Raw genomic sequence first — 18,556 nt, 5'->3', positions numbered from 1 at the left:
GCGGGCCACGCAGCGATCCTGGAGCCAGGGCCCAGTCCGATGACGCCTGACCTGCCCCGTTCATCTCAGGTCGCCTTCACTACGCTGCGCCGCCGTGAAAGGTATGATGACAACCGCGCGTTTTGACAGACAGTTCGAGCGCGAGCGCCGGTGCGGCTGCCAGCGCAGACGGGCCGGCGTTGCTGCAATGGTCCGAAGGACCTGCCACAAACCGAATCTAACCACGGAGTTAACGATATGGCTTTGCACAAGGCAATTTTGGTCGCGGTGGCACTTGCGTCATGTATCGATGCGCAGGCACAGGTTGCCGGCACCCAACCGCTTAGCGTGACTGTCGAACAGTCCCAGGCACTGCTGCAGGGCTGGAGCGTCAAGAAGAGCGTGCTTGGGAAATCGGTCTATAACGACCAGAACGAAAAGATCGGTACGGTCCGCGATCTGATTGTCGCGCCCGATGGCTCGGTTTCGGCGGCGATCGTTTCCGCAGGCGGCTTTCTTGGCGTGGCGACACACGACGTAGCGGTGCCGATCGGTGCGCTGGATGTGCGCAGCGGAAATCTGTATCTGCCGGGCGCGACCAAAGATGCACTGAAGGCGACGCCGGAGTTCCAGTACGCGAAGGTGCAGTCGCCGCCGAAGCCGAAGAAGCTGGCACAGTAAGCGGGTTTTAGCGGCAGCGTATTTTCCGTATCCATTGCCGCTGCAAGGCGCGCGGCGATGCGATGACGGCGCTACGAAGGCATGACCCGTTGCGCCTGGTGGTTCAGACGCAACGGGCCAGTAACGAACCTGGTAACGAACCCGGTAACGATCCCGCCGTCAGATGAGCCATGCAGCGGGCCGCAGCAGGGCGTGCTCGTTGATCAGGCCGCACGCGTAGCCAGCTCGACGAAGACCTTGCACAGCGCCTCCATGCCCTTGGCATCTTCGTCGTCAAAGCGCGCAAGCAGCGGACTGTCCACATCCCATACGCCGATCAGTGAGCCGTCCGCTGCAATCAGCGGCACCACGACTTCCGATTGCGAGGCCGAATCGCAGGCAATATGTCCCGGAAATTCGTGGACATCGCGCACCACTTGCGTGACACGCGTTTGCGCCGCGGTGCCGCAAACGCCCTTGCCGAGCGCAATGCGCACACAGGCCGGCTTGCCCTGGAACGGACCCACCACCAGTTCGGTGCCGTCATAGAAATAGAAACCCGCCCAGTTCAACCCCGGCAGCGAATTGAACACCAATGACGCAAAGTTGGCCGCATTGGCGATCCAGTCGGTCTCATCGGCCATCAGCGAGCGCGCCTGGGCGGCCAGCTCTTCGTATTGCGCCGGTTTGGAGAGTTGCGAAGTGTCGCTTGAAACTTGAAACATGGTGCCGTCCGTAGCGGAAACAAAAGAAACCAAACAACAGGAACGGCGCGCGGCACGGTGCCGGCGAGGTTGTCCCTGCGTTATGCGAGTGTGTATATTACGCTTCGACTGCCGGGAGCCACGGTCAGGGTGAAATCCAGCCAGTCAAGACACGCGAGATCGTACGACAGAACGGACTCGCCTGCCGGATCCCCGCGCGGCCAATCTGCGGGCGTTCATCGTTCGCCCTGCTTCGAAGCGCCGTTTGCGCAGGTGGGGCTGCATTGGAGTCCAACATGCTGGTATCGCGAGCCGTCTTGCGCAAGAGCCGTTTACTCTTTGCGACGCTGGGCGTGCTGGCCGCGCTGGGCGCCTGCAGCAGCGGACCGCTGCCGGTCGCACCGCAACGGATCGCCGTCGAGGCGCGTCCTAACGGCATCGCAATCCGGCCATCCGACGGCGCCCTCTTCATCACGGACGACGCCACCAACAGCGTGCTCGCGTCGGTGGGCGGCCAGCCTTTCGCGCGCTTCGCGGCGCTGCCTGCCGTGAGCGGCCAGCAGGGCGGCTTGAGCCAGCTGGTCTTCGTCGATGCCGACACGTTGATGGTCGAGCGCTTCGGGTTTGGCACAGCGAGCGCGGTGTTCGAGCTGACGGGAGCGGGCGCGGGCGCGCCGACGCCGCTGACCGGCCTCGACCCGGCGCGGCGCAGGCTCGGCCTGGCGTCGATCGGCCATGGGCAACTGCTTTCGACGTGGTTCATCAAGACCGGTAACGCCCCGCAGCAAGGCGGACTGAGTCTCCTGACTTACGATGCAGCGACGCACACCACCCAGGAACGCGATCTGATGAGCGGCTTCGGCAAACCGGTGGGCGTGGCCGTCCAGGGCGATACGGTGTACGTCTCGGATCAGGCGAATAACCGCATCGTCAAAGCAAGCCTTTCAGTCCTGCTGAACTCGCCTGCGGCAGTCACGGCGAACGCCACCTTTGCGAAGATCGACAGTCCCGATCTGCTCGCTATCGACGCCAACGGCACGCTCTACACGAAGTGCAACAAGACGGGGCTGTGTACGGTCGCGCCGGACGGCGTGGTCGGCGTGCTGGCCGACGATTTCCAGAACGCCCGCGGCGTCGCCGTCGATGCCGCCCATCACACGCTGTACGCAGTCGATCGCGCCACCTCTGCCACCGGCACCAGCTACATCCGCAGCTTTCCGCTCAGGTAAACGCAGCAGCAGGCAAAACCCGGCGCCAGGCTACACACCGCCGGGCTTGCCGTACTCCAGCTTCGGATACCAGTCCACGCCGCGCCCGCCGGGCGTCGTATCGAGAATCGTCCAGAGCGGCATGAGGTCTGGCGCGCCGCGCGGATCCTGACCGGGATCGGCGGAGTCCGGGCCCATTTCCGCGCCCCAGAAGTGACGAATGATGCCGTCCCGCAGCGTGAAGACGTTGAGCGCCGGGTTGTCGTCGCCGTCGGGATCTTCGTGGGCGTAGACCCGGTTGAACGTGTTACCGCCCGACGAATAAAGCCTTAGATAGCGCCAGCCGCGCTCTTTCCTGAAGTCCGCCAGACGCCCGATCGGTGCGCGCCCGACCACCGCAAACGACACGCGCTGCAGAATGTCGGGCATCTCGCCGTCGAGCGCGCTCAGCAACGACGTGCACATCGGACAAGGCCGCGCGCGTTTCGGGCCAAACATCCAGTTGTAGATGACGAGCGTGTCGTGCTCGCCGAACATCTGCGCCAGCGTGACCGGACCGCCCTCGCCCTCAAACAGATAGTTTTCCGGCACCTCGCCGCCCGGCGGTAGCGCGCGGCGCTGGGCCGCGACCCGCTCGATATGGCGCCGCAGTTCGATTTCCTCCGCTAGCAGCGCGTTGCGCGCCTCGCGGTAAGCCGTGCTTTCGCCCGGATACCGGCTGGACGACCGGGCCAGTTCACGCGCCGGCCTGAGTGCCGGTGTCCCTCCTTCTGCAGCAGTCATCGACCTTCTCCTGTCAGGATGCCCAACCCATGAGAGATGCGCGGCACGACCCACTACCGTCGCCGCGCTCGTTCCCGCCTGCTAATACGACGAACCACGCAACACGGAATCGACACGCCCAGCCTCAAATCGGGGTGACGCCAAAAGATAATCATCAGAATATTGAACGGGCTGATTGTCGGGATAAACTGAAAAATGCGCGTCGACGTGACGCCATCTTGAGCCAGCGCGATACACAATGACGCGTATAACTATCCAAACATCAGACAAAACGGCGATCCAGCTCTGCATTCAAGTTTCCGCCCTGAGTGCCGTAGTCTAGAAAATGAGACTCGCTGATATCACCAGCCATAAAAAGGGCCCGAATCGGCGGATGCCCTGCGGCGGTTCGCCCGCCGTCCTCAACACCGGGGTCTAACCTTGCGCCGCCCGCTGAAGCTGATCTATCTCGTGCTGTTCGCTGTGGCTTTCATCTGTCTGCACGCGATAGCCCTGCTGGCCCTGCGTCCGCAAGCGACGTTCGTGACTTATCCCTTCCTGCTGCTCGCGCCCTCTCTGGCCTGCCTCAGCTGCTGCTGGCGCGCGACAAGGGAAGAGGCGCGCTCGCGCTCGGCCTGGATTCTGCTCGCAGTCGGATCATTTCTGTGGACCTGCGGCATGGTGCTAAGCGCCTGGGAAGATATCTTCCAGCACATCCCGCAGAGCATTGCCTGGTTCTCCGATTTTTCGTTCTTCCTGTACGGCGTGCCGATTCTGCTGGCTGTGTCGTCCGTCTCGGCGAAACAGCGCATGCCGTTTTTCGTCTGGATGGACACCGCGCAGGCTGTGATGACCGGCTATCTGGCCTACATCAGCATTTTTTCGGTGGTGCCGTTTTCCTCTGCCCCGATCGAGCCGATCGCGGTGTCCATGTTGCTGCTGACGTATAACGCCGAGAACCTGATTCTGGCCGTGGCCGCCTCGTTGCGGCTGTTCGCCCAGCCGCGCGGCAAAGAGCGCCGCTTTTACGTGATCCTCGTGTTGTTTCTGTGGATCTATGCGATCTGCGCGTACTTCTACAACAACTGGGCGGCGACCTCGGACGTTCACGATCCGGTCGACCTTCTCATCGACCTGCCGTTCCTGCTGCTGAGCGTCGCGGTGATGGCGCCGCACGCGCCGCGCGCGGCGGCGGCCCATGAACTCGCCGCCGAAGCCGCGCAAACGGAACGCAAGCGCAGCACGCTCGCGCTCGTGATCGAAAACATCAGCCCGATCTTCTATACGGTCGCGCTGCTCCTGCTCAGCATCTCGCTGATGCGCCAGCATTTTTATGTGGGCACGGTGGGCATATTCACGGCGCTGGTGGTGTACGCGATCCGCTCGACCACGCTGCAAGGCCGTTACATCCGGGTGCAGCGCGAGCTGCACGAAGCCCGCGACCGGCTTGAACAAATGGCGCTCACGGACGCGCTCACCAACACCGCGAACCGTCGCCGTTTCGATGCGGCATTGACACTGGAATGGAATCGCGCGATCCGCAACCAGCAATCGCTCGCGCTGCTGCTGGTGGACCTCGACTACTTCAAATTGCTCAACGACCGTTATGGTCATCCGGCCGGCGACCGTTGTCTGGTGTCGGTGGCGATCGCCTTGCAATCCGCCTTACCGCGCAGCGGCGATCTGCTGGCACGCTATGGCGGCGAGGAGTTTGCCGCGATCCTGCCCGCAACCGACGAAGCCGGCGCACGCATCGTCGCGCTCAAGATGCAGGAAGCCGTGCGCGCGCTCAAGATCCGCAACGAGACCCCGACCGGCAACTTCGCCACCATCAGTGTCGGGATCGCGGTGTTCGAATCGCCGCGAGCGCGCGCCGCCGATATCGTCGAAGCCGCCGATCAGGCGCTCTACCGCGCCAAAGAAGGTGGCCGCGACCGCATCGAAGCGAGTGCCGAAGGCGAATTTTCGCAGCAGGGAACGATGGCGAGTCCGCCCTGAAGCGCTAGAACGGCTCGACGCGAATTTCCACTTCTTCGAAACGCTTCCACCGGTAGATGGCCGCTGACAGCAGCCAGCTGAAGACAAACACGCCGACGATCAGATAACCGATCAAACCGAAGTTGTCGTTCAGACCACCCACCGCTACCCAAAAGCGGCCGGACAGATGGAGCCGATCGGCCAGCAACCCGAGTCCCTCGATGCTGCCCACCAGCAGCGCGACCAGCACCGACATCGCGGTGATCGTGATGTTGTAGTAAAGCTTGCGAACCGGCTTGACGAAGGCCCAGCCGTACGCGCCCAGCATCAGGATGCTGTCGGTCGTGTCGATCAGTGTCATGCCTGCGGTAAACAGCGCGGGAAAGACCAGAATCGACCAGATCGGCAGACCCTGCGCGGCGCTTGCGGCGGATATGCCCAGCACGCCGACTTCCGTCGCGGTATCGAAGCCCAGCCCGAACAGAAAACCCAGAAAGTACATGTGCCAGCTTTTCGTGATCAGACGAAACAGCGGCCGGAAGAAGCGCGCGAGCAGCCCGCGGTCGGCCAGCAGGAGATCGAAGTCTTCATCCACGTAAGGCTCGCCGCGCCGTACGCGGCGAAACGCGCGCAGCACCGCGCGCAAAATCAGCAGATTCATCAGCGCAATCGCGAAGAGGAAAACGGTCGACACCAGTGTGCCGATTACACCGCCGACTTCCTTGAAACCTGCCACGCGGCTTTGCAACGCCAGCGCGGTAGCGGCGATACCCGCCGACGCCAGCACCACGATGCTCGAATGGCCGAGCGAAAACATCAGTCCGACGCTGATGGGGCGCTGGCCGGACTGCATCAGCTTGCGCGTCACGTTGTCGATGGCGGCGATGTGATCGGCGTCCACCGCATGCCGCAGGCCGAGCGAATACGCCAGCAGGCTGGTGCCCATCAGCAGCGGATAGGGGTGAAATGCGCTGAAGGCCCAGCCCCACGCCGCCACGTTGAAGGCCAGCAAGACCGCGTAGAGCGCGGTAATTTTCTGCCGCAGGTGCGCATGGCCGTCGCCGAAGAGTGCTTTCACTAGATGGGTCATGAGGTTCGCCGCTGGAGCGCCGCTGGTTGCCTGCGCGTCCGGTACAGGTTCGCTGCCGGGTCAGGCAAATCGTCTCCGTCATTCTGACGCCTTTTCGCGCGAATAATACTTTTTTCAAAAAAGATCATATCGATGCACAGTCGGTTAGGATTGGCGATCAGTAGCCAGATCTGCAGTCGGGAGTGCTCATGCAACGAATCACCATTACTATTGACGACGATTTGCTGGCGGTGGTCGACTCGCTCGTCGCGCAGCGCGGCTATACGAGCCGCTCCGAGGCGTTTCGCGACATCGTCCGCGAAAGCCAGGCGCGCGCCCACGGCAATGAAGTACAGAGCCAGTGCGTCGCCACCCTGACCTACGTGTATGACCACGCCACGCGCGATCTGGCACGGCGCATCACTCAGGCGCATCACGACCGGCATGATCTGGCTGTCGCCAGCATGCGGGTGCATCTGGACCACGAGAGCCTGCTGGAATCGTCGGTGTTGCGAGGCCGCGCACAGGATGTCGCTGCATTCGCGGACAGCCTCACCAGTCAGCGCGGTGTACGCTACGCACACTTGCATACGATTCCCGTCACGATCGAACATACCCAGCACCACCATGGTGGCGACGACGCCCGCCACGAGCATTTGCACGTTTGATCACACGTTTGTTGCAGCAGGCCGCCACGCGCGCCCGGAGCCGTTCGAAGCGGCCCGGGAATGCCATAATCCGGGCGGCCAATGCCGATTCAGGAGAAGATTTTGAGCAGCCTCGACAACCCCTTACACGACCGCGAAGTCGGCACCGCCGACCCGACCCAGGACACCACGCGGATCGACGATACGCGCATCGGCGCAGTGCGCCCGCTGATTTCGCCCGCCTTGCTGCAGGATGAGCTGCCCGTGCCTCTGGCCGTGCAGACGCTCGTGGAGCAAAGCCGCACCGCGATCGCCGATATCCTGCATGGCCGCGACGACCGTCTGCTGATCGTCGTCGGTCCGTGCTCGATCCACGATCACGATCAGGCCATCGAATACGCGCGCCAACTCAAGACGGCCGCTGACGCACTGAAGGACGACCTGCTGATCGTCATGCGGGTGTACTTCGAAAAGCCGCGCACGACAGTGGGCTGGAAAGGCTATATCAACGACCCGCGGCTCGACGGCAGCTTCCGCATCAATGAAGGCTTGCGGCGCGCGCGGCAACTGCTGCTCGATATCAGCAACCTGGGGCTGCCCACCGCCACCGAATTCCTCGACCTGCTGAGCCCGCAATATATTGCGGACCTGGTGGCGTGGGGCGCGATCGGGGCACGTACGACGGAAAGCCAGAGCCATCGTCAGCTGGCGTCGGGGCTGAGCTGCCCGATCGGCTTCAAGAACGGCACCGACGGCGGCGTGCAGATCGCGGCGGACGCCATCGTCGCGGCACGCGCGAGCCACGCGTTCATGGGCATGACCAAGATGGGCATGGCCGCCATCTTCGAAACGCGCGGCAACGACGACGCCCATGTGATTCTGCGCGGCGGCAAGAAAGGCCCGAACTACGACAGCGCGTCGGTGGAAGAAAGCTGCGCGGTGCTTCGTCAGGCGGGGCTTCGCGAGCAGGTAATGATTGATTGCTCGCACGCCAATTCAGGCAAGTCGCATCTGCGCCAGGTCGACGTGGCGCAGGATCTCGCGCAGCAACTGGCGCAGGGCGAGAACCGCATCATGGGGGTGATGGTCGAGAGCAATCTCGAGGAAGGCCGTCAGGATCTGAAGCCGGATGTGCCGCTGCGTCGCGGCGTGTCGATTACCGATGCGTGCCTGAGCTGGATTCAGACCGAGCCTGTTCTGGAAACGCTGGCGAGAGCAGCGCGTGCCCGCCGTGAACGGCGCGCCAGGTAGCGCCTTTGCCGGATCCGCGCGTGCCTGGCTCGCATCCGGCGCTGCTTGCGGCTGACGGCATGCGCGCGGTTCCTCGCGCGCCCGCTCCGCTCACATCACATCACGTCGTCACATCGCCACACGCCGCGCCGGCGCTTGAGCCTGCTGCGCCACTTCGGCAGTGCGCTCGACCGTCGCCTCCGCATTGCGCACGGCTTGCGCATCCACGCGCGACGCATCCACGGAAAACGCAAACGTGTTGACGCCGTTGGCGCTCTCCACGAACACGGCACCACGGTGCATCTCCGCAATCGCCTTTACGATGGCCAGCCCCAGCCCATGATTCTCGCGGCTGTTGGTGCGTGACACCTCGGCACGATAGAAGCGGTCGAACAGATGATCCAGCGTCGAGGGTTCGATGGGTTCGCCGGGATTGGCGACCGCGATGCGCACCTGCCCGCCGTGCTGCGCAATCGTCACCGTGACGGTGTCGCCGCGCCCGCAGTGCTGGATCGCGTTCATCAGCAGATTGGTGCACGCGCGCCCGAACAGCGAACGGTTCACCAGCGCCATTGCATCGCCGTGCGAGACGGCATGCACCCGCGCCTCTTCGAACGGAATTTCCAGAAATTCCAGCGTGCGCGCCACTTCGGTCGCCAGCGACACTTCGACCAGCCCCGTCGCGCGTTCGCCCTGATCGGCGCGCGCGAGGAACAGCATGTCGTTGATGATCGCGCGCATGCGCTCGAATTCTTCCAGATTGGATTGCAACGTATGGCGCAAGTCGTCGACCGAACGATTGCGCGTCAACGCCACTTCCGTCTGCCCGATCAGGATCGTCACCGGCGTGCGCAGTTCGTGCGCCACGTCCGCGTTAAACGATTCAAGCCGGCCATACGCGCCGTCCAGCCGTTCCAGCGCGCCGTTAAAGGAATTGGCCAGGTCGTTCAGTTCGAGCGGCAGCGAAGCCGTATTCAGACGTTGCGAGCGATTGTTGGGACTCACCTCGGAGGCATCCTTGGTCAGACGCCTTAACGGCGCAAGTCCGATGCGTGTCACCGAATAGCTGAGCAACAGCACCGCGAGACTACCGAGCGCCGACAGCGCGGCAAGCGCCGCGCCAAACACGCGCATGGTCCGCACGTTGGGCTGATAACTGGCCGCCACCTGCAACTGGACCGTGGGGCGCCCGCCGCTGGCGGGAATCGCAATCGTATGGGTCAGCATGTCCGGGCCGCCCGAGGCCGGTCGCACGCGCATATAACCGCCTGCCCAGCTGTCCCGCACGCCACCGTCGATCGGCTTGCCAAAATGATAAGACGGGTTGTCGCTCGACACCGAGTAGGTCGTGGCGCCGTCGCGCGGCGACATGTCGGTGAGCTTTTCTCGCGTCATGCGCCATTTATCCGGCGTGACGGCATGCGTCACCATGATCTTCGCAATCTCCATGCGATCGTCGAGCGACTCGCGCAAATGATGATCGAGCTGGGTGCGCAGCACGAGAAAAAGCCCCGTGCCGATCAGCGTGAACACGGACAATGCGACAAGCGCGAACATCATCGCAAGACGGCGCGCAATCGAGCGGTTCATGACAATTCCGCCTCCTCCCGAACTTCGAGCACATAGCCCATGCCGCGTACCGTGTGCAGCAGCTTGGTGCGAAACGGGCCGTCCAGTTTGGCGCGCAATCGTTTGATCGCGGTTTCGACCACGTTCGTATGACTGTCGAAATTCACATCCCACACGAGTTCGGTGATCGCCGTCTTGGACAGGATATCGCCCTGGCGACGCGCCAGCACGCTCAACAACTGGAATTCCTTCGCGGTCAGATCGAGCCGCACACCGTCGCGCGTGGCACGACGGCCAATCAGATCCACAAACAGGTCGCCCACCGAGATCAGCGTGGATTCCTGCGAACGGGTGCGGCGCGCGAGCGCATGCAGGCGCTCGACCAGTTCGAGGAAAGAAAAAGGCTTGGTCAGGTAATCGTCGGCGCCTTCGCGCAGGCCGCGCACGCGGTCGTTCACGTGGTCGCGCGCAGTCAGCATGATCACCGGAGTCGACTTGCGCATGCGCAGCGCCTTGAGCACGCTAAAGCCGTCGCGCTTAGGCAGCATCACGTCGAGGACGATCACATCGTAGTCGAACTCCGTGGCCAGATGCATGCCTTCCTCGCCGTCGAGCGCGATATCCACCACCCAGCCCTGCTCTGTCAGCCCCGAGCGCAGATAGTCCACCACCTTGTGTTCATCTTCAACGATGAGCAATTTCATTCGCGCCCCCTAATTGGCCAGATTATACGAAAGGCCCGTTTTTCGCGTGCGCGGCACTGCGTACGTCCTCTCACAACCCATTCAGTTCGCATGATTCATGGCCTGCTGCCGTTCGGCATCGGCAGCGGGCCCCGTGGCGAGATTCGGCGTGCCGGGCATATTCACATCCCAACCGCCGCCGAGCGCCTTTACGAGCGCGACTGACAAGGTCATCTGCTGGCCGTGAATCTGCACATCCTGGCGTTCGCTCGTGAGCAGCGACTGCTGCGCGGTGATCACATCCAGATAGGCGACGAGGCCGCCCGAATAGCGGTCATTGGCCAGCGACAACAGATGCTGCGCGTCGGTCACCGCTTCTTGCGACTGCTGCGACGCGCCGTCCAGCACCGACAGTCCGGTCACGCCGTCCTGGACCTGCTGGAATGCATTCAGCACGGTCTGGCGATACATGGCTTGCGCCGCCTGATAGCCTTCGCTCGCAAACTTGACGTTCGCCGAGCGGCGCCCGCCGTCGAATATGACTTGCCCGACGGCTGCGCCGAGCGTCCACATCAAGCTCGGCGCGCTAAGCAGATCGGCGAAATTGGTGCTCTCCCAGCCGATGCTCGGCGTGAGCGTCAGGCTCGGAAAAAACGCCGCTTTGGCCACGCCGATCTGCGCGTTCGCCGCCGCCATCGCGCGCTCCGCCGACGCCACATCCGGGCGCCGCTGCAACACGTCGCTCGGCACGCCCAGCGGAATCGCCGGCACCTGCATGGCGATCACTTTCGGCGCCAGTGCAAACTGCGGCGCCGGCACCGCCACCAGCGCGGCAATCGCATGCTCGAACTGGGCCCGCTGCACCAGCAGCAGTTGCGCCTGCACTTTGGTCGCGTCCAGTTCCGACTTTTGCTGCAATACGTCGAGTCCCGACACCGAACCCAGATCGTGCTCGGAGGTTACATAGTCGAGCGCCTTTTGCTGCAGGATCACGGACTGGTTCAGCACGTCGATCTCGGCGTCGAGTTCGCGCAGCGAGTAGTAGTCGGTGGCGAGATCGGTGGTCAGCACGAGACGCGCGTTGGCGAGATCGTCGGCCGACTGCTCCGCCGAGGCCTTCGCCCCTTCCACTTCGCGGCGAATCCGGCCGAACAGGTCCGTGTCGTAGTCGATGCTCGGACCGACCTGCACCGCGTTTTGCACGGTCGACTGGTTCGGCGTGGAATAGGTGGTCGCCGGCCGGTTCTTCGAGATTTTCAGCCGCTCGGCCTGGGCGCCGAGATCCACTTCCGGCACGAGCTGCGCGGACGTATTCGCGAGCGTCGCCTTGGCCTGTTCGTAGTGCGCGACCGCTGCGGCGAGCGTCTGGTTTTGATCCAGTGCCTGAGTTTCCAGCGTGTCGAGCGTCGCGTCGCCAAAGCCCTTCCACCACTCAGGCGCGATCGGCGCATGCGACGGGTTCGCCACGTGCCAGTAGGAATCCGTCTGCCATTCCGGTGGCGCGTCGGTGTGCGGCTGCACGTAATCGGGGCCGACGGTGCAGGCCGTCAGCAACGCTGCGCTGATGGCCGCCGTCATGCAAGCCGGCGGCACCGCGAGAGAGCGCAGCCGCATCACGAAGTCCCCTTGTTGCCGTGCGACGCCGAGGGCGGCGTGATCTGCACATGATCGCCGTCCGCCAGCGAATCGCTCGGGTTGATGATGACCTTGTCGCTGGCCTCGATGCCGCTCTCGATCTCGAGCGACTGTCCGAGGTCCTGTGCGATCACGACCTTACGCAAATGCACGACACCGTTGCCGTCCACCACCGCGATCCGCGGACCTTCCGCGCGGAACAGCAGCGCGTTGCCCGGCACCATGATGTCGGCATGGGCAACCGCCGGCACGGCAACCTGCACATACGCGCCCGGCCGCAACGCGCCGTCGGGATTCGGCAGCCTGATTTCGAGCTGCAACGAACGGGTGGGCACGTCGATCGCGCCGGACATATGCGTGATCGTGCCGTGGAACGGCTTGCCCGGCAGTTCCGCCTGAGTCACGATGACGTCCTGCCCAACCTTCACGTTCTCCGCGTACGCCTGCGGCAATTGCACGTACACCCGCAACGGATCCGACTGGGCCAGCGCAAACAGTGCGCGACTCGTGCCACTGCCCGCGTCGATCAGATCGCCGACGTCGACATTGCGCTGCGTCACCACGCCTGCGAACGGCGCAATGATCCGCTTGAACGATTCGAGTTGCTGCAGACGTTGCACATTGGCATTGGCCGCAGCAAGGTTCGCGACATCCTGCGTATACGTGCTTTGCCGCTCATCCAGTTCCTGTTGCGAAACCGCGTCGCGCTGACGCAACTGCTGCCAGCGTTCATAGGAACTCTTGGCGAGGGCGAGGCTCGAGTTGATCTGGTCGCGCTGCGCGACTGCCTGCGCCAGTTCCTGATCGATTTCCGGCGTATCGAGATCGGCCAGCAACTGCCCTTGCTTGACGTGCGCGCCGATATCCACGTACCAGTGCAGCAGATAACCGGTTGCGCGCGCAAAGATCGGCGACTCGACGTAGCCGCGCAACGTGCCCGGCAGCAAGGTGTTGCCGCTGCCGTCCGCCTGGGTGGGCGTCACCACGTTCACGTATTGCACGGCGTTGAGCCGCGTCGTGTCGGCGACCGAACGGTTTTGCAGGATGTTCGCCACCACGGTGCGTATCGCGCCCGCTGCGAGCACCGCGAGCACGATCCAGACCGCGATCCTCGCGCGTTTCCATTCACGGTTGCGCGGCGGCAGGGCGTGCCCGTCCTCGTTTTCCCGCGCGGGGATCGCTAGCGAAGCATGAGTTTTTTCAGTCATCTCAGTCAGCCGTCATTTAACTTTTACGCGTGCTTGCCGTCGCCCGGGGCGTTGTCAGCGCCGCCGTTCGGACCCTGTTCGTCAGAGGTGCCGCCGTGCGTTCCACCATTGCGCCGCGCGAGGCGCGTATGGATGGCTGCAAAGACCAGCGGCACAAAAAACAGCGTGGAAATCGTCGCAAACAACAGACCGCCGATCACCGCGCGCCCCAACGGCGCATTTTGCTCGGCGCCTTCGCCGAGACCCAGCGCCATCGGAATCATGCCGATGATCATCGCGAACGCCGTCATCAGTACCGGCCGGATCCGGCTCGCGCCGGCTTCGAGCGCGGCGGTCAGCGGCGGTGCGCCCGCCTGCAGGCGCTGCCGTGCGAAGGCCACCATCAGAATACTGTTCGCGGTCGCCACACCCATCGTCATGATGGCGCCGGTCAATGCCGGCACGCTCAGGTGAGTGCCGGTCAGGAACAGCATCCAGACGATGCCGGCCAGTGCCGCCGGCAACGCGCTGATGATGATCAGCGGGTCGACCCACGACTGGAAATTCACCACGATCAGCAGATACACCAGCACGATTGCCATTGCCACACCCACGCCCAGCCCGAAGAACGACGTGCTCATGGTCTGCACCTGGCCGCGCACCACGATCTGGCTGCCGCGCGGCAAGCTTTTGCGCGCCTGATCCACGAGCTTGTTGACGTCGCGCGCGACACTGCCCAGGTCACGCTTTTCGACGCTCACATACAGGTCGATCACCGGCCGGATGTTGTAATGCGTGACCACCGCGAACTGATTCTGCGGCGACACGCGCACGAGGTTGCCCAGCAACTGCGTCGGACCGCTCGTACTCGCCGAAACGGGCGTGCGCAACAACTGGTCGATCGACGAAATATCGTACTGCGGCGTCTGCACCGCGACGCTGTATTCGACGCCGTTCTTATTGTTGAACCAGAAACTCGGCGCGGTCTGCGAGCTGCCCGACAATGAAATGAGCACGTTCTGCGCCACGTTGTTCGCGTTCAGATTGAGCTGCTGCATGCGGGTCCGATCCATCTGAAGATTGATGACCGGTTCGTCGAGCTTCTGCTGGATGTGCGTGTCCACGGTGCCCGGAATCATGCGCACCTGCTTGTACAGTTTGCGCGCCACGTCGAAGTTGCCTTGCTGGTCGGCGCCGACAATCTGCACGTCGATTGCCGCCGGCAGACCGAAATTGAGGATCTGCGTCACGATGTCAGCCGGCTGGAAGAAAAACTCCACGCCCGGAAAGTGCTGCGGCAAGACGCTGCGCAGTTTGTCGATGTAGCCTGCCGTCGGCTTGTGGTCCTCGTTCAGCGCTACCTGAACCTCGCCGTCGAACGTCCCGATCGTGCCCGAGTTGCTATAGGACAGGTTGATACCGCTGTACGGCAAGCCGAGGTTGTCGAGAATCGTCGCCAGTTCCTTTTGCGGCACCACCTGGCGTATCACCTTCTCCACGTTGTCGGCGAGGCGCGCGGTTTCCTCGATCCGGGTGCCGGTCGGCGCGCGCATGTGCAGACGGATGTCGCCGGCGTCGACGGTCGGAAAGAAGTCTTCGCCGAGCACGAACACGAGTCCCATCGACACCACGCAAAAGCCCAGAAACACGCCGCCGAAGAGCCCGCGCCGCACCAGCACGGTGCTCAGGATCACGATATAGGCCGCGCGCATGCGCTCGAAGCCGCGGTCGAAGCGGTGATAGATCCGCATGAAGAAGTTCGGCCGGCTGCCGTCCTTCGGCTTGTGCGCGTGGCCCATCAGCAGCATGGCGAGAGTCGGCACGAGCGTACGCGAGAGGATGTACGACGCGATCATCGCGAACACCACCGCCTCAGCCAGCGGCACGAACAGGTAGCGGGCCACGCCCGTGAGGAAGAACATCGGCACGAACACGATACAGATACACAGCGTCGAGACGAGCGCGGGCACCGCGATTTCACCGGCACCTTCGAGAATCGCCTCGTGCAAATCCGTCCCCATGTGCAGGTGGCGTTCGATGTTTTCGATGGTCACCGTCGCGTCGTCGACCAGAATCCCGACTGCCAGCGCGAGACCGCCGAGCGTCATGATGTTGATCGTCTGACCGAGCGCGTGCAGCACGATCAGCGAGGTGAGAATCGACAGCGGAATCGACACGGCGATGATGCAGGTGCTGCGCCAGTTGCCGAGGAACAGCAGAATCATCGCGGCGGTGAGCGCAGCGGCAATCAGGGCTTCGCGCACCACGCCCTGTACCGCCGCCTTCACGAACACCGACTGGTCGAACAGCGCGGTAATGCTGATATCGGGCGGCAACGCCGCGCGCGCGTTAGGCAGCAGATCATGCAACGCACTGACGATGGCGAGCGTCGACGAACTGCCGGTCTTCAGCACCGACATCAGCACGCCGCGGTGACCGTCCTGGCGCACCACATTGGTCTGCGGCGAGAAGCCGTCGCGCACGTGCGCGACCTCGCGCAGATAGGTGGTCGCGCCGTTGAGGGTGCGCACCGGAATATCGTTCAGGCCGGCCACCGTTTCCGGCGAGCCATTCATGTTGACGGTGTATTCGGTGGGGCCGATCTTCGCCGTGCCGGTCGGCAGGATCAGGTTCTGTGCGTTGAAAGCATTCACCACGTCCGCCGGCGTCAGGCCTTTGGCAAGCAAGGCCCGCGTGTCGAGGTCGACGGAGATCAGACGCGACTTGCCGCCATACGGGTAGGGCACTGCCGCACCCGGAATCGTCACCAGTTGCGGGCGCAGGAAGTTGAGCGCGGTGTCGTTCAGCTGCTGCTCGGATTCCTTCGGGCTCGACAGCCCCAGCTGGATCACCGGAATGCTCGAAGCCGAATAGCTGATCACGAGCGGCGGCGTGGCGCCTGGCGGCATCTGCTTCAACTGCGCCTGCTCGACCGCCACGGTTTGCGCGATCGCGGTCTGGATATTCGCAGTAGGCTGCAGAAACAGCTTGATGACGGTGATGCCGGCAAGCGACTGCGACTCGATGTGCTCGATGTCGTTGACCGTCGTGGTCAGGCTGCGCTCATTGACCGACGTGATCCGGTTGGCCATGTCCTCGGCCGACAGACCCGTGTAAGACCAGATGATGCTGACGACCGGAATGTTGATTTCCGGCAGCACATCGACCGGCGTGGTTATCAGCACAAACGGCGTGGCCAGCAGAATCAGGATGGCCATTACGAGAAACGTGTATGGCCGCTTTAGCGCAACGTTGACGATCCACATTGAAACGCGCCCGAAAGAATGCAGGAAAGGATGAAAGGTCGCCGCGGCGCCAATGCACGCGCGACATTCGTCGCCACTATCAACGCTGAGAGAATCACGCAGCCGCCGCCAGTCGAATCACGGGACAGCCGAACAGCACGCTCCGTCAGGACGCGCGCACGCCATATCCAAACCTGTCTCCGCACGGCATGCTTTTCAGCGGATGCTGAGCACGTCTCACCGTTAGTCTGCCGCTATGCTAGATGGTAAGCACCAACGTCTGCATGGCGCCAAAATGGCAAAACTGTCAGGAAGCTATTTGTAAGTTTATAGAGCTGAGCCATGGGCTTTTTTCGAATTCAATCGGCTCCGCCGCACGCTGCTTCCAGACAGGTCAAACGCCGGCCTTCAGCATAGCCGCTTTGGCCGGCGCAGCGAATCGGATTCGTTCCGCTCGACAGAGCGTCGCCAAGCAGACAACACAGCAAGCCTGCTGCGTAGATGCTCAGACGCCGCTCGACGGCGTGCTCTTCATGGATGGGGTGCCGCTCACGACGTTTCGTCGTCTCTGCCGCGACGGGCGTAATGGCTACGCGCAGGCCGATCGCAGGCGCCTGCCTGAGCGGCACCGCACGGATTTTCAACAACCTGTCTTTGCGGCGGCGGCGCGTGCGGGGTGCGCGCGCGTGCACAAGCTGGACCATGACACCGGTTTGCGCGGGCGTATTGTGTATTGTGTCTGATGTCCGCTATGACTGAGGGACAACATCCAGTCACAGCGGCGCCCGGTGGTCGTCAATCGTTCTTACTTCACCACACTCCACTTTCCATATTTCGCCACCGCCTGCTCGTCGAAGTTAAAGCCCAGCCCCGGCGTCTGGTGCAGGATGATCCGGCCGTTCCTGTGTTCGAGCTGACGGTCGATCAGGCGGCGGAAGTTGAGCACCTGATCGTCCCAGAAGTATTCAACGTAGCGTGCATTCGGTGTCGCCGCCACCAGCGGCGCGTGCACGTCGTGGAACCAGTGCGGGCACATCACCACACCGTAGCTTGCCGCGGTCGCCGCAATCCGGCGCCATTCGCTGATCCCGCCGCACACCAGCGCATCGCTTTGCAGAATCGCCGCGGCGCCCTTGTCGAGCAGTTCCTTGTGATACCAGCGGCCATAACCGATTTCTCCGGTCGCAATCGGCACCCGCGTGAGCTTCGCAAGACGCGCATGATTGTCGATGTCGTCGGGTGAAAACGGCTCTTCGATAAAGTACGGATCGAATTGTTCGATGCGGCGCACGTGCTGCATGGCTTGCGTGGCATCGGCCCAGCCGTTGTTGATGTCGATCATCAGCTCGACGTCCGGACCGACCGCCTCACGCGCCGCGCGCACGCGGGCCTCTTCCTCGCGCGGCGAAAGACGGCCGCCCTTCATCTTGACGGCCTTGAAGCCCAGTTCGACATAGCGCGCCATTTCTTCGCCGAGCATGCCCGGGGTCTTGCCTTCGAGGTAGTAGCCGCCGCTTGCGTAAGCGGGCACCGTGTCGAGTTCATTGGCGCCAAGGTATTTGTGCAGCGCCACCTGATGGGTACGCGCATTGAGATCCCACAGCGCCGTATCGAGGATACTCAGCGCGCGCATCACCGTGCCGGCCCGGCCCTGCAGCAACGCCTCCTGATACATGGCCTGCCACAGGCCTTCGGTTGCATACGAGTCCTTGCCGATCAGCACCGGCGCGAGCAGCTGCTCCACCGCGACACGCAGCAGTTCGCCGCCCGCGCTGCCGACGTAGCAGAACCCGATCCCTTCCACGCCGTCGCTGGAACGGACTTTCACGAGGCCATAGTGGCGCGTGGACACCGTGCGGGTGGCGAACGAGGTCACGCGATCCAGCGGAACACTCGCCGTGCAGACCGAGACCGATTCGATTCTGGGCATTTCACACTCCTCCAAATGGGCTGCCGTCCGCGTCTGATGCGGGCCTGGCATGAGCGAAGTGTGATAGCCGC

15 protein-coding genes are annotated in these 18,556 nt (G+C 63.1%); 6 read left to right on the top strand and 9 right to left on the bottom strand.

From position 1 onward, the window contains the following. Nucleotides 1-237: 237 nt before the first annotated feature. Nucleotides 238-660: a PRC-barrel domain-containing protein gene (locus VGH41_RS25570; protein WP_331600457.1), complete on the top strand. Its 423-nt coding sequence runs from the start codon at nucleotides 238-240 to the stop codon at nucleotides 658-660. Between the two features lie 203 nt (nucleotides 661-863). On the opposite strand, the gene VGH41_RS25565 is transcribed toward VGH41_RS25570, so the two are convergent. After that, nucleotides 864-1,364, bottom strand: a complete 501-nt coding sequence (locus tag VGH41_RS25565; RefSeq protein ID WP_331600456.1) for a GAF domain-containing protein — start codon at nucleotides 1,362-1,364, stop codon at nucleotides 864-866. A 275-nt stretch (nucleotides 1,365-1,639) separates the two neighbouring features. Here VGH41_RS25565 and VGH41_RS25560 point away from each other — a divergent pair, with 275 nt between their 5' ends. Further along, entirely contained in the window at nucleotides 1,640-2,572 is a 933-nt protein-coding gene (locus VGH41_RS25560; RefSeq protein WP_331600455.1) for a hypothetical protein, read from the top strand. A gap of 30 nt (nucleotides 2,573-2,602) precedes the next feature. Here VGH41_RS25560 and VGH41_RS25555 read toward each other — a convergent pair whose 3' ends face one another. Then, complete coding sequence (locus tag VGH41_RS25555; protein WP_331600454.1) at nucleotides 2,603-3,334, bottom strand: DUF899 family protein; 732 nt, start codon at nucleotides 3,332-3,334, stop codon at nucleotides 2,603-2,605. 420 nt (nucleotides 3,335-3,754) lie between these two features. Between VGH41_RS25555 and VGH41_RS25550 the strand changes: the two genes are divergently transcribed. Beyond that, nucleotides 3,755-5,311, top strand: coding sequence for a diguanylate cyclase (locus VGH41_RS25550; RefSeq protein ID WP_331600453.1), 1,557 nt, complete (start codon nucleotides 3,755-3,757; stop codon nucleotides 5,309-5,311). A 4-nt stretch (nucleotides 5,312-5,315) separates the two neighbouring features. Here the strand turns inward: VGH41_RS25550 and VGH41_RS25545 are convergent, their stop codons facing one another. Beyond that, nucleotides 5,316-6,380: a HoxN/HupN/NixA family nickel/cobalt transporter gene (locus VGH41_RS25545; RefSeq protein WP_331600452.1), complete on the bottom strand. Its 1,065-nt coding sequence runs from the start codon at nucleotides 6,378-6,380 to the stop codon at nucleotides 5,316-5,318. A gap of 188 nt (nucleotides 6,381-6,568) precedes the next feature. On the opposite strand from VGH41_RS25545, the gene nikR reads away from it, so the two are divergent. Beyond that, entirely contained in the window at nucleotides 6,569-7,027 is a 459-nt protein-coding gene (nikR, locus tag VGH41_RS25540; protein WP_331600451.1) for a nickel-responsive transcriptional regulator NikR, read from the top strand. A 102-nt stretch (nucleotides 7,028-7,129) separates the two neighbouring features. Then, a complete protein-coding gene (locus tag VGH41_RS25535) occupies nucleotides 7,130-8,257 on the top strand; it encodes a 3-deoxy-7-phosphoheptulonate synthase (protein ID WP_331600450.1) in 1,128 nt (375 codons plus the stop codon). 108 nt (nucleotides 8,258-8,365) lie between these two features. On the opposite strand, the gene VGH41_RS25530 is transcribed toward VGH41_RS25535, so the two are convergent. The 5 genes from VGH41_RS25530 to VGH41_RS25510 form a co-directional block, all read right to left on the bottom strand. Then, nucleotides 8,366-9,826: a heavy metal sensor histidine kinase gene (locus VGH41_RS25530; protein ID WP_331600449.1), complete on the bottom strand. Its 1,461-nt coding sequence runs from the start codon at nucleotides 9,824-9,826 to the stop codon at nucleotides 8,366-8,368. Beyond that, nucleotides 9,823-10,509, bottom strand: coding sequence for a heavy metal response regulator transcription factor (locus VGH41_RS25525; protein ID WP_117336918.1), 687 nt, complete (start codon nucleotides 10,507-10,509; stop codon nucleotides 9,823-9,825). The genes VGH41_RS25530 and VGH41_RS25525 overlap by 4 nt, the downstream gene beginning before the upstream one ends. Nucleotides 10,510-10,590: 81 nt before the next feature. Next, nucleotides 10,591-12,102 (bottom strand): efflux transporter outer membrane subunit, encoded by a 1,512-nt coding sequence (locus VGH41_RS25520; RefSeq protein ID WP_331600448.1) that lies wholly within the window; start codon nucleotides 12,100-12,102, stop codon nucleotides 10,591-10,593. Then, nucleotides 12,102-13,331 carry an efflux RND transporter periplasmic adaptor subunit gene (locus VGH41_RS25515; protein ID WP_331600447.1) on the bottom strand — a complete coding sequence of 410 codons (1,230 nt, stop codon included), beginning with the start codon at nucleotides 13,329-13,331 and terminating at the stop codon, nucleotides 12,102-12,104. Before VGH41_RS25515 ends, VGH41_RS25520 begins: the two co-directional genes overlap by 1 nt. 23 nt (nucleotides 13,332-13,354) lie before the next feature. Further along, the gene (locus tag VGH41_RS25510) at nucleotides 13,355-16,576 is read right to left on the bottom strand and encodes an efflux RND transporter permease subunit (RefSeq protein WP_331600446.1); all 3,222 of its coding nucleotides are present in this window, start codon (nucleotides 16,574-16,576) and stop codon (nucleotides 13,355-13,357) included. A gap of 242 nt (nucleotides 16,577-16,818) precedes the next feature. Between VGH41_RS25510 and VGH41_RS25505 the strand changes: the two genes are divergently transcribed. Further along, nucleotides 16,819-17,298: a hypothetical protein gene (locus VGH41_RS25505; RefSeq protein WP_331600445.1), complete on the top strand. Its 480-nt coding sequence runs from the start codon at nucleotides 16,819-16,821 to the stop codon at nucleotides 17,296-17,298. A 62-nt stretch (nucleotides 17,299-17,360) separates the two neighbouring features. Here the strand turns inward: VGH41_RS25505 and VGH41_RS25500 are convergent, their stop codons facing one another. Continuing rightward, nucleotides 17,361-18,485, bottom strand: a complete 1,125-nt coding sequence (locus VGH41_RS25500; protein ID WP_331600444.1) for a mandelate racemase/muconate lactonizing enzyme family protein — start codon at nucleotides 18,483-18,485, stop codon at nucleotides 17,361-17,363. Nucleotides 18,486-18,556: the final 71 nt, after the last annotated feature.

The sequence above is a fragment of the Paraburkholderia sp. genome (assembly GCF_036488795.1).
In the GTDB taxonomy this organism is placed as follows: Bacteria; Pseudomonadota; Gammaproteobacteria; order Burkholderiales; family Burkholderiaceae; genus Paraburkholderia.
Note: the sequence above shows the minus strand (reverse complement) of the source record. Positions and strands in the feature narration are given on the sequence as shown.

Coding starts and splice junctions, on each gene's coding strand:
- VGH41_RS25570 (WP_331600457.1), top strand. CDS start 238: ATGGCTTTGCACAAGGCAATTTTGGTCGCGGTGGCACTTGCGTCATGT.
- VGH41_RS25565 (WP_331600456.1), bottom strand. CDS start 1,364: ATGTTTCAAGTTTCAAGCGACACTTCGCAACTCTCCAAACCGGCGCAA.
- VGH41_RS25560 (WP_331600455.1), top strand. CDS start 1,640: ATGCTGGTATCGCGAGCCGTCTTGCGCAAGAGCCGTTTACTCTTTGCG.
- VGH41_RS25555 (WP_331600454.1), bottom strand. CDS start 3,334: ATGACTGCTGCAGAAGGAGGGACACCGGCACTCAGGCCGGCGCGTGAA.
- VGH41_RS25545 (WP_331600452.1), bottom strand. CDS start 6,380: ATGACCCATCTAGTGAAAGCACTCTTCGGCGACGGCCATGCGCACCTG.
- nikR (WP_331600451.1), top strand. CDS start 6,569: ATGCAACGAATCACCATTACTATTGACGACGATTTGCTGGCGGTGGTC.
- VGH41_RS25530 (WP_331600449.1), bottom strand. CDS start 9,826: ATGAACCGCTCGATTGCGCGCCGTCTTGCGATGATGTTCGCGCTTGTC.
- VGH41_RS25525 (WP_117336918.1), bottom strand. CDS start 10,509: ATGAAATTGCTCATCGTTGAAGATGAACACAAGGTGGTGGACTATCTG.
- VGH41_RS25520 (WP_331600448.1), bottom strand. CDS start 12,102: ATGCGGCTGCGCTCTCTCGCGGTGCCGCCGGCTTGCATGACGGCGGCC.
- VGH41_RS25515 (WP_331600447.1), bottom strand. CDS start 13,331: ATGACTGAAAAAACTCATGCTTCGCTAGCGATCCCCGCGCGGGAAAAC.
- VGH41_RS25510 (WP_331600446.1), bottom strand. CDS start 16,576: ATGTGGATCGTCAACGTTGCGCTAAAGCGGCCATACACGTTTCTCGTA.
- VGH41_RS25505 (WP_331600445.1), top strand. CDS start 16,819: ATGGTAAGCACCAACGTCTGCATGGCGCCAAAATGGCAAAACTGTCAG.
- VGH41_RS25500 (WP_331600444.1), bottom strand. CDS start 18,485: ATGCCCAGAATCGAATCGGTCTCGGTCTGCACGGCGAGTGTTCCGCTG.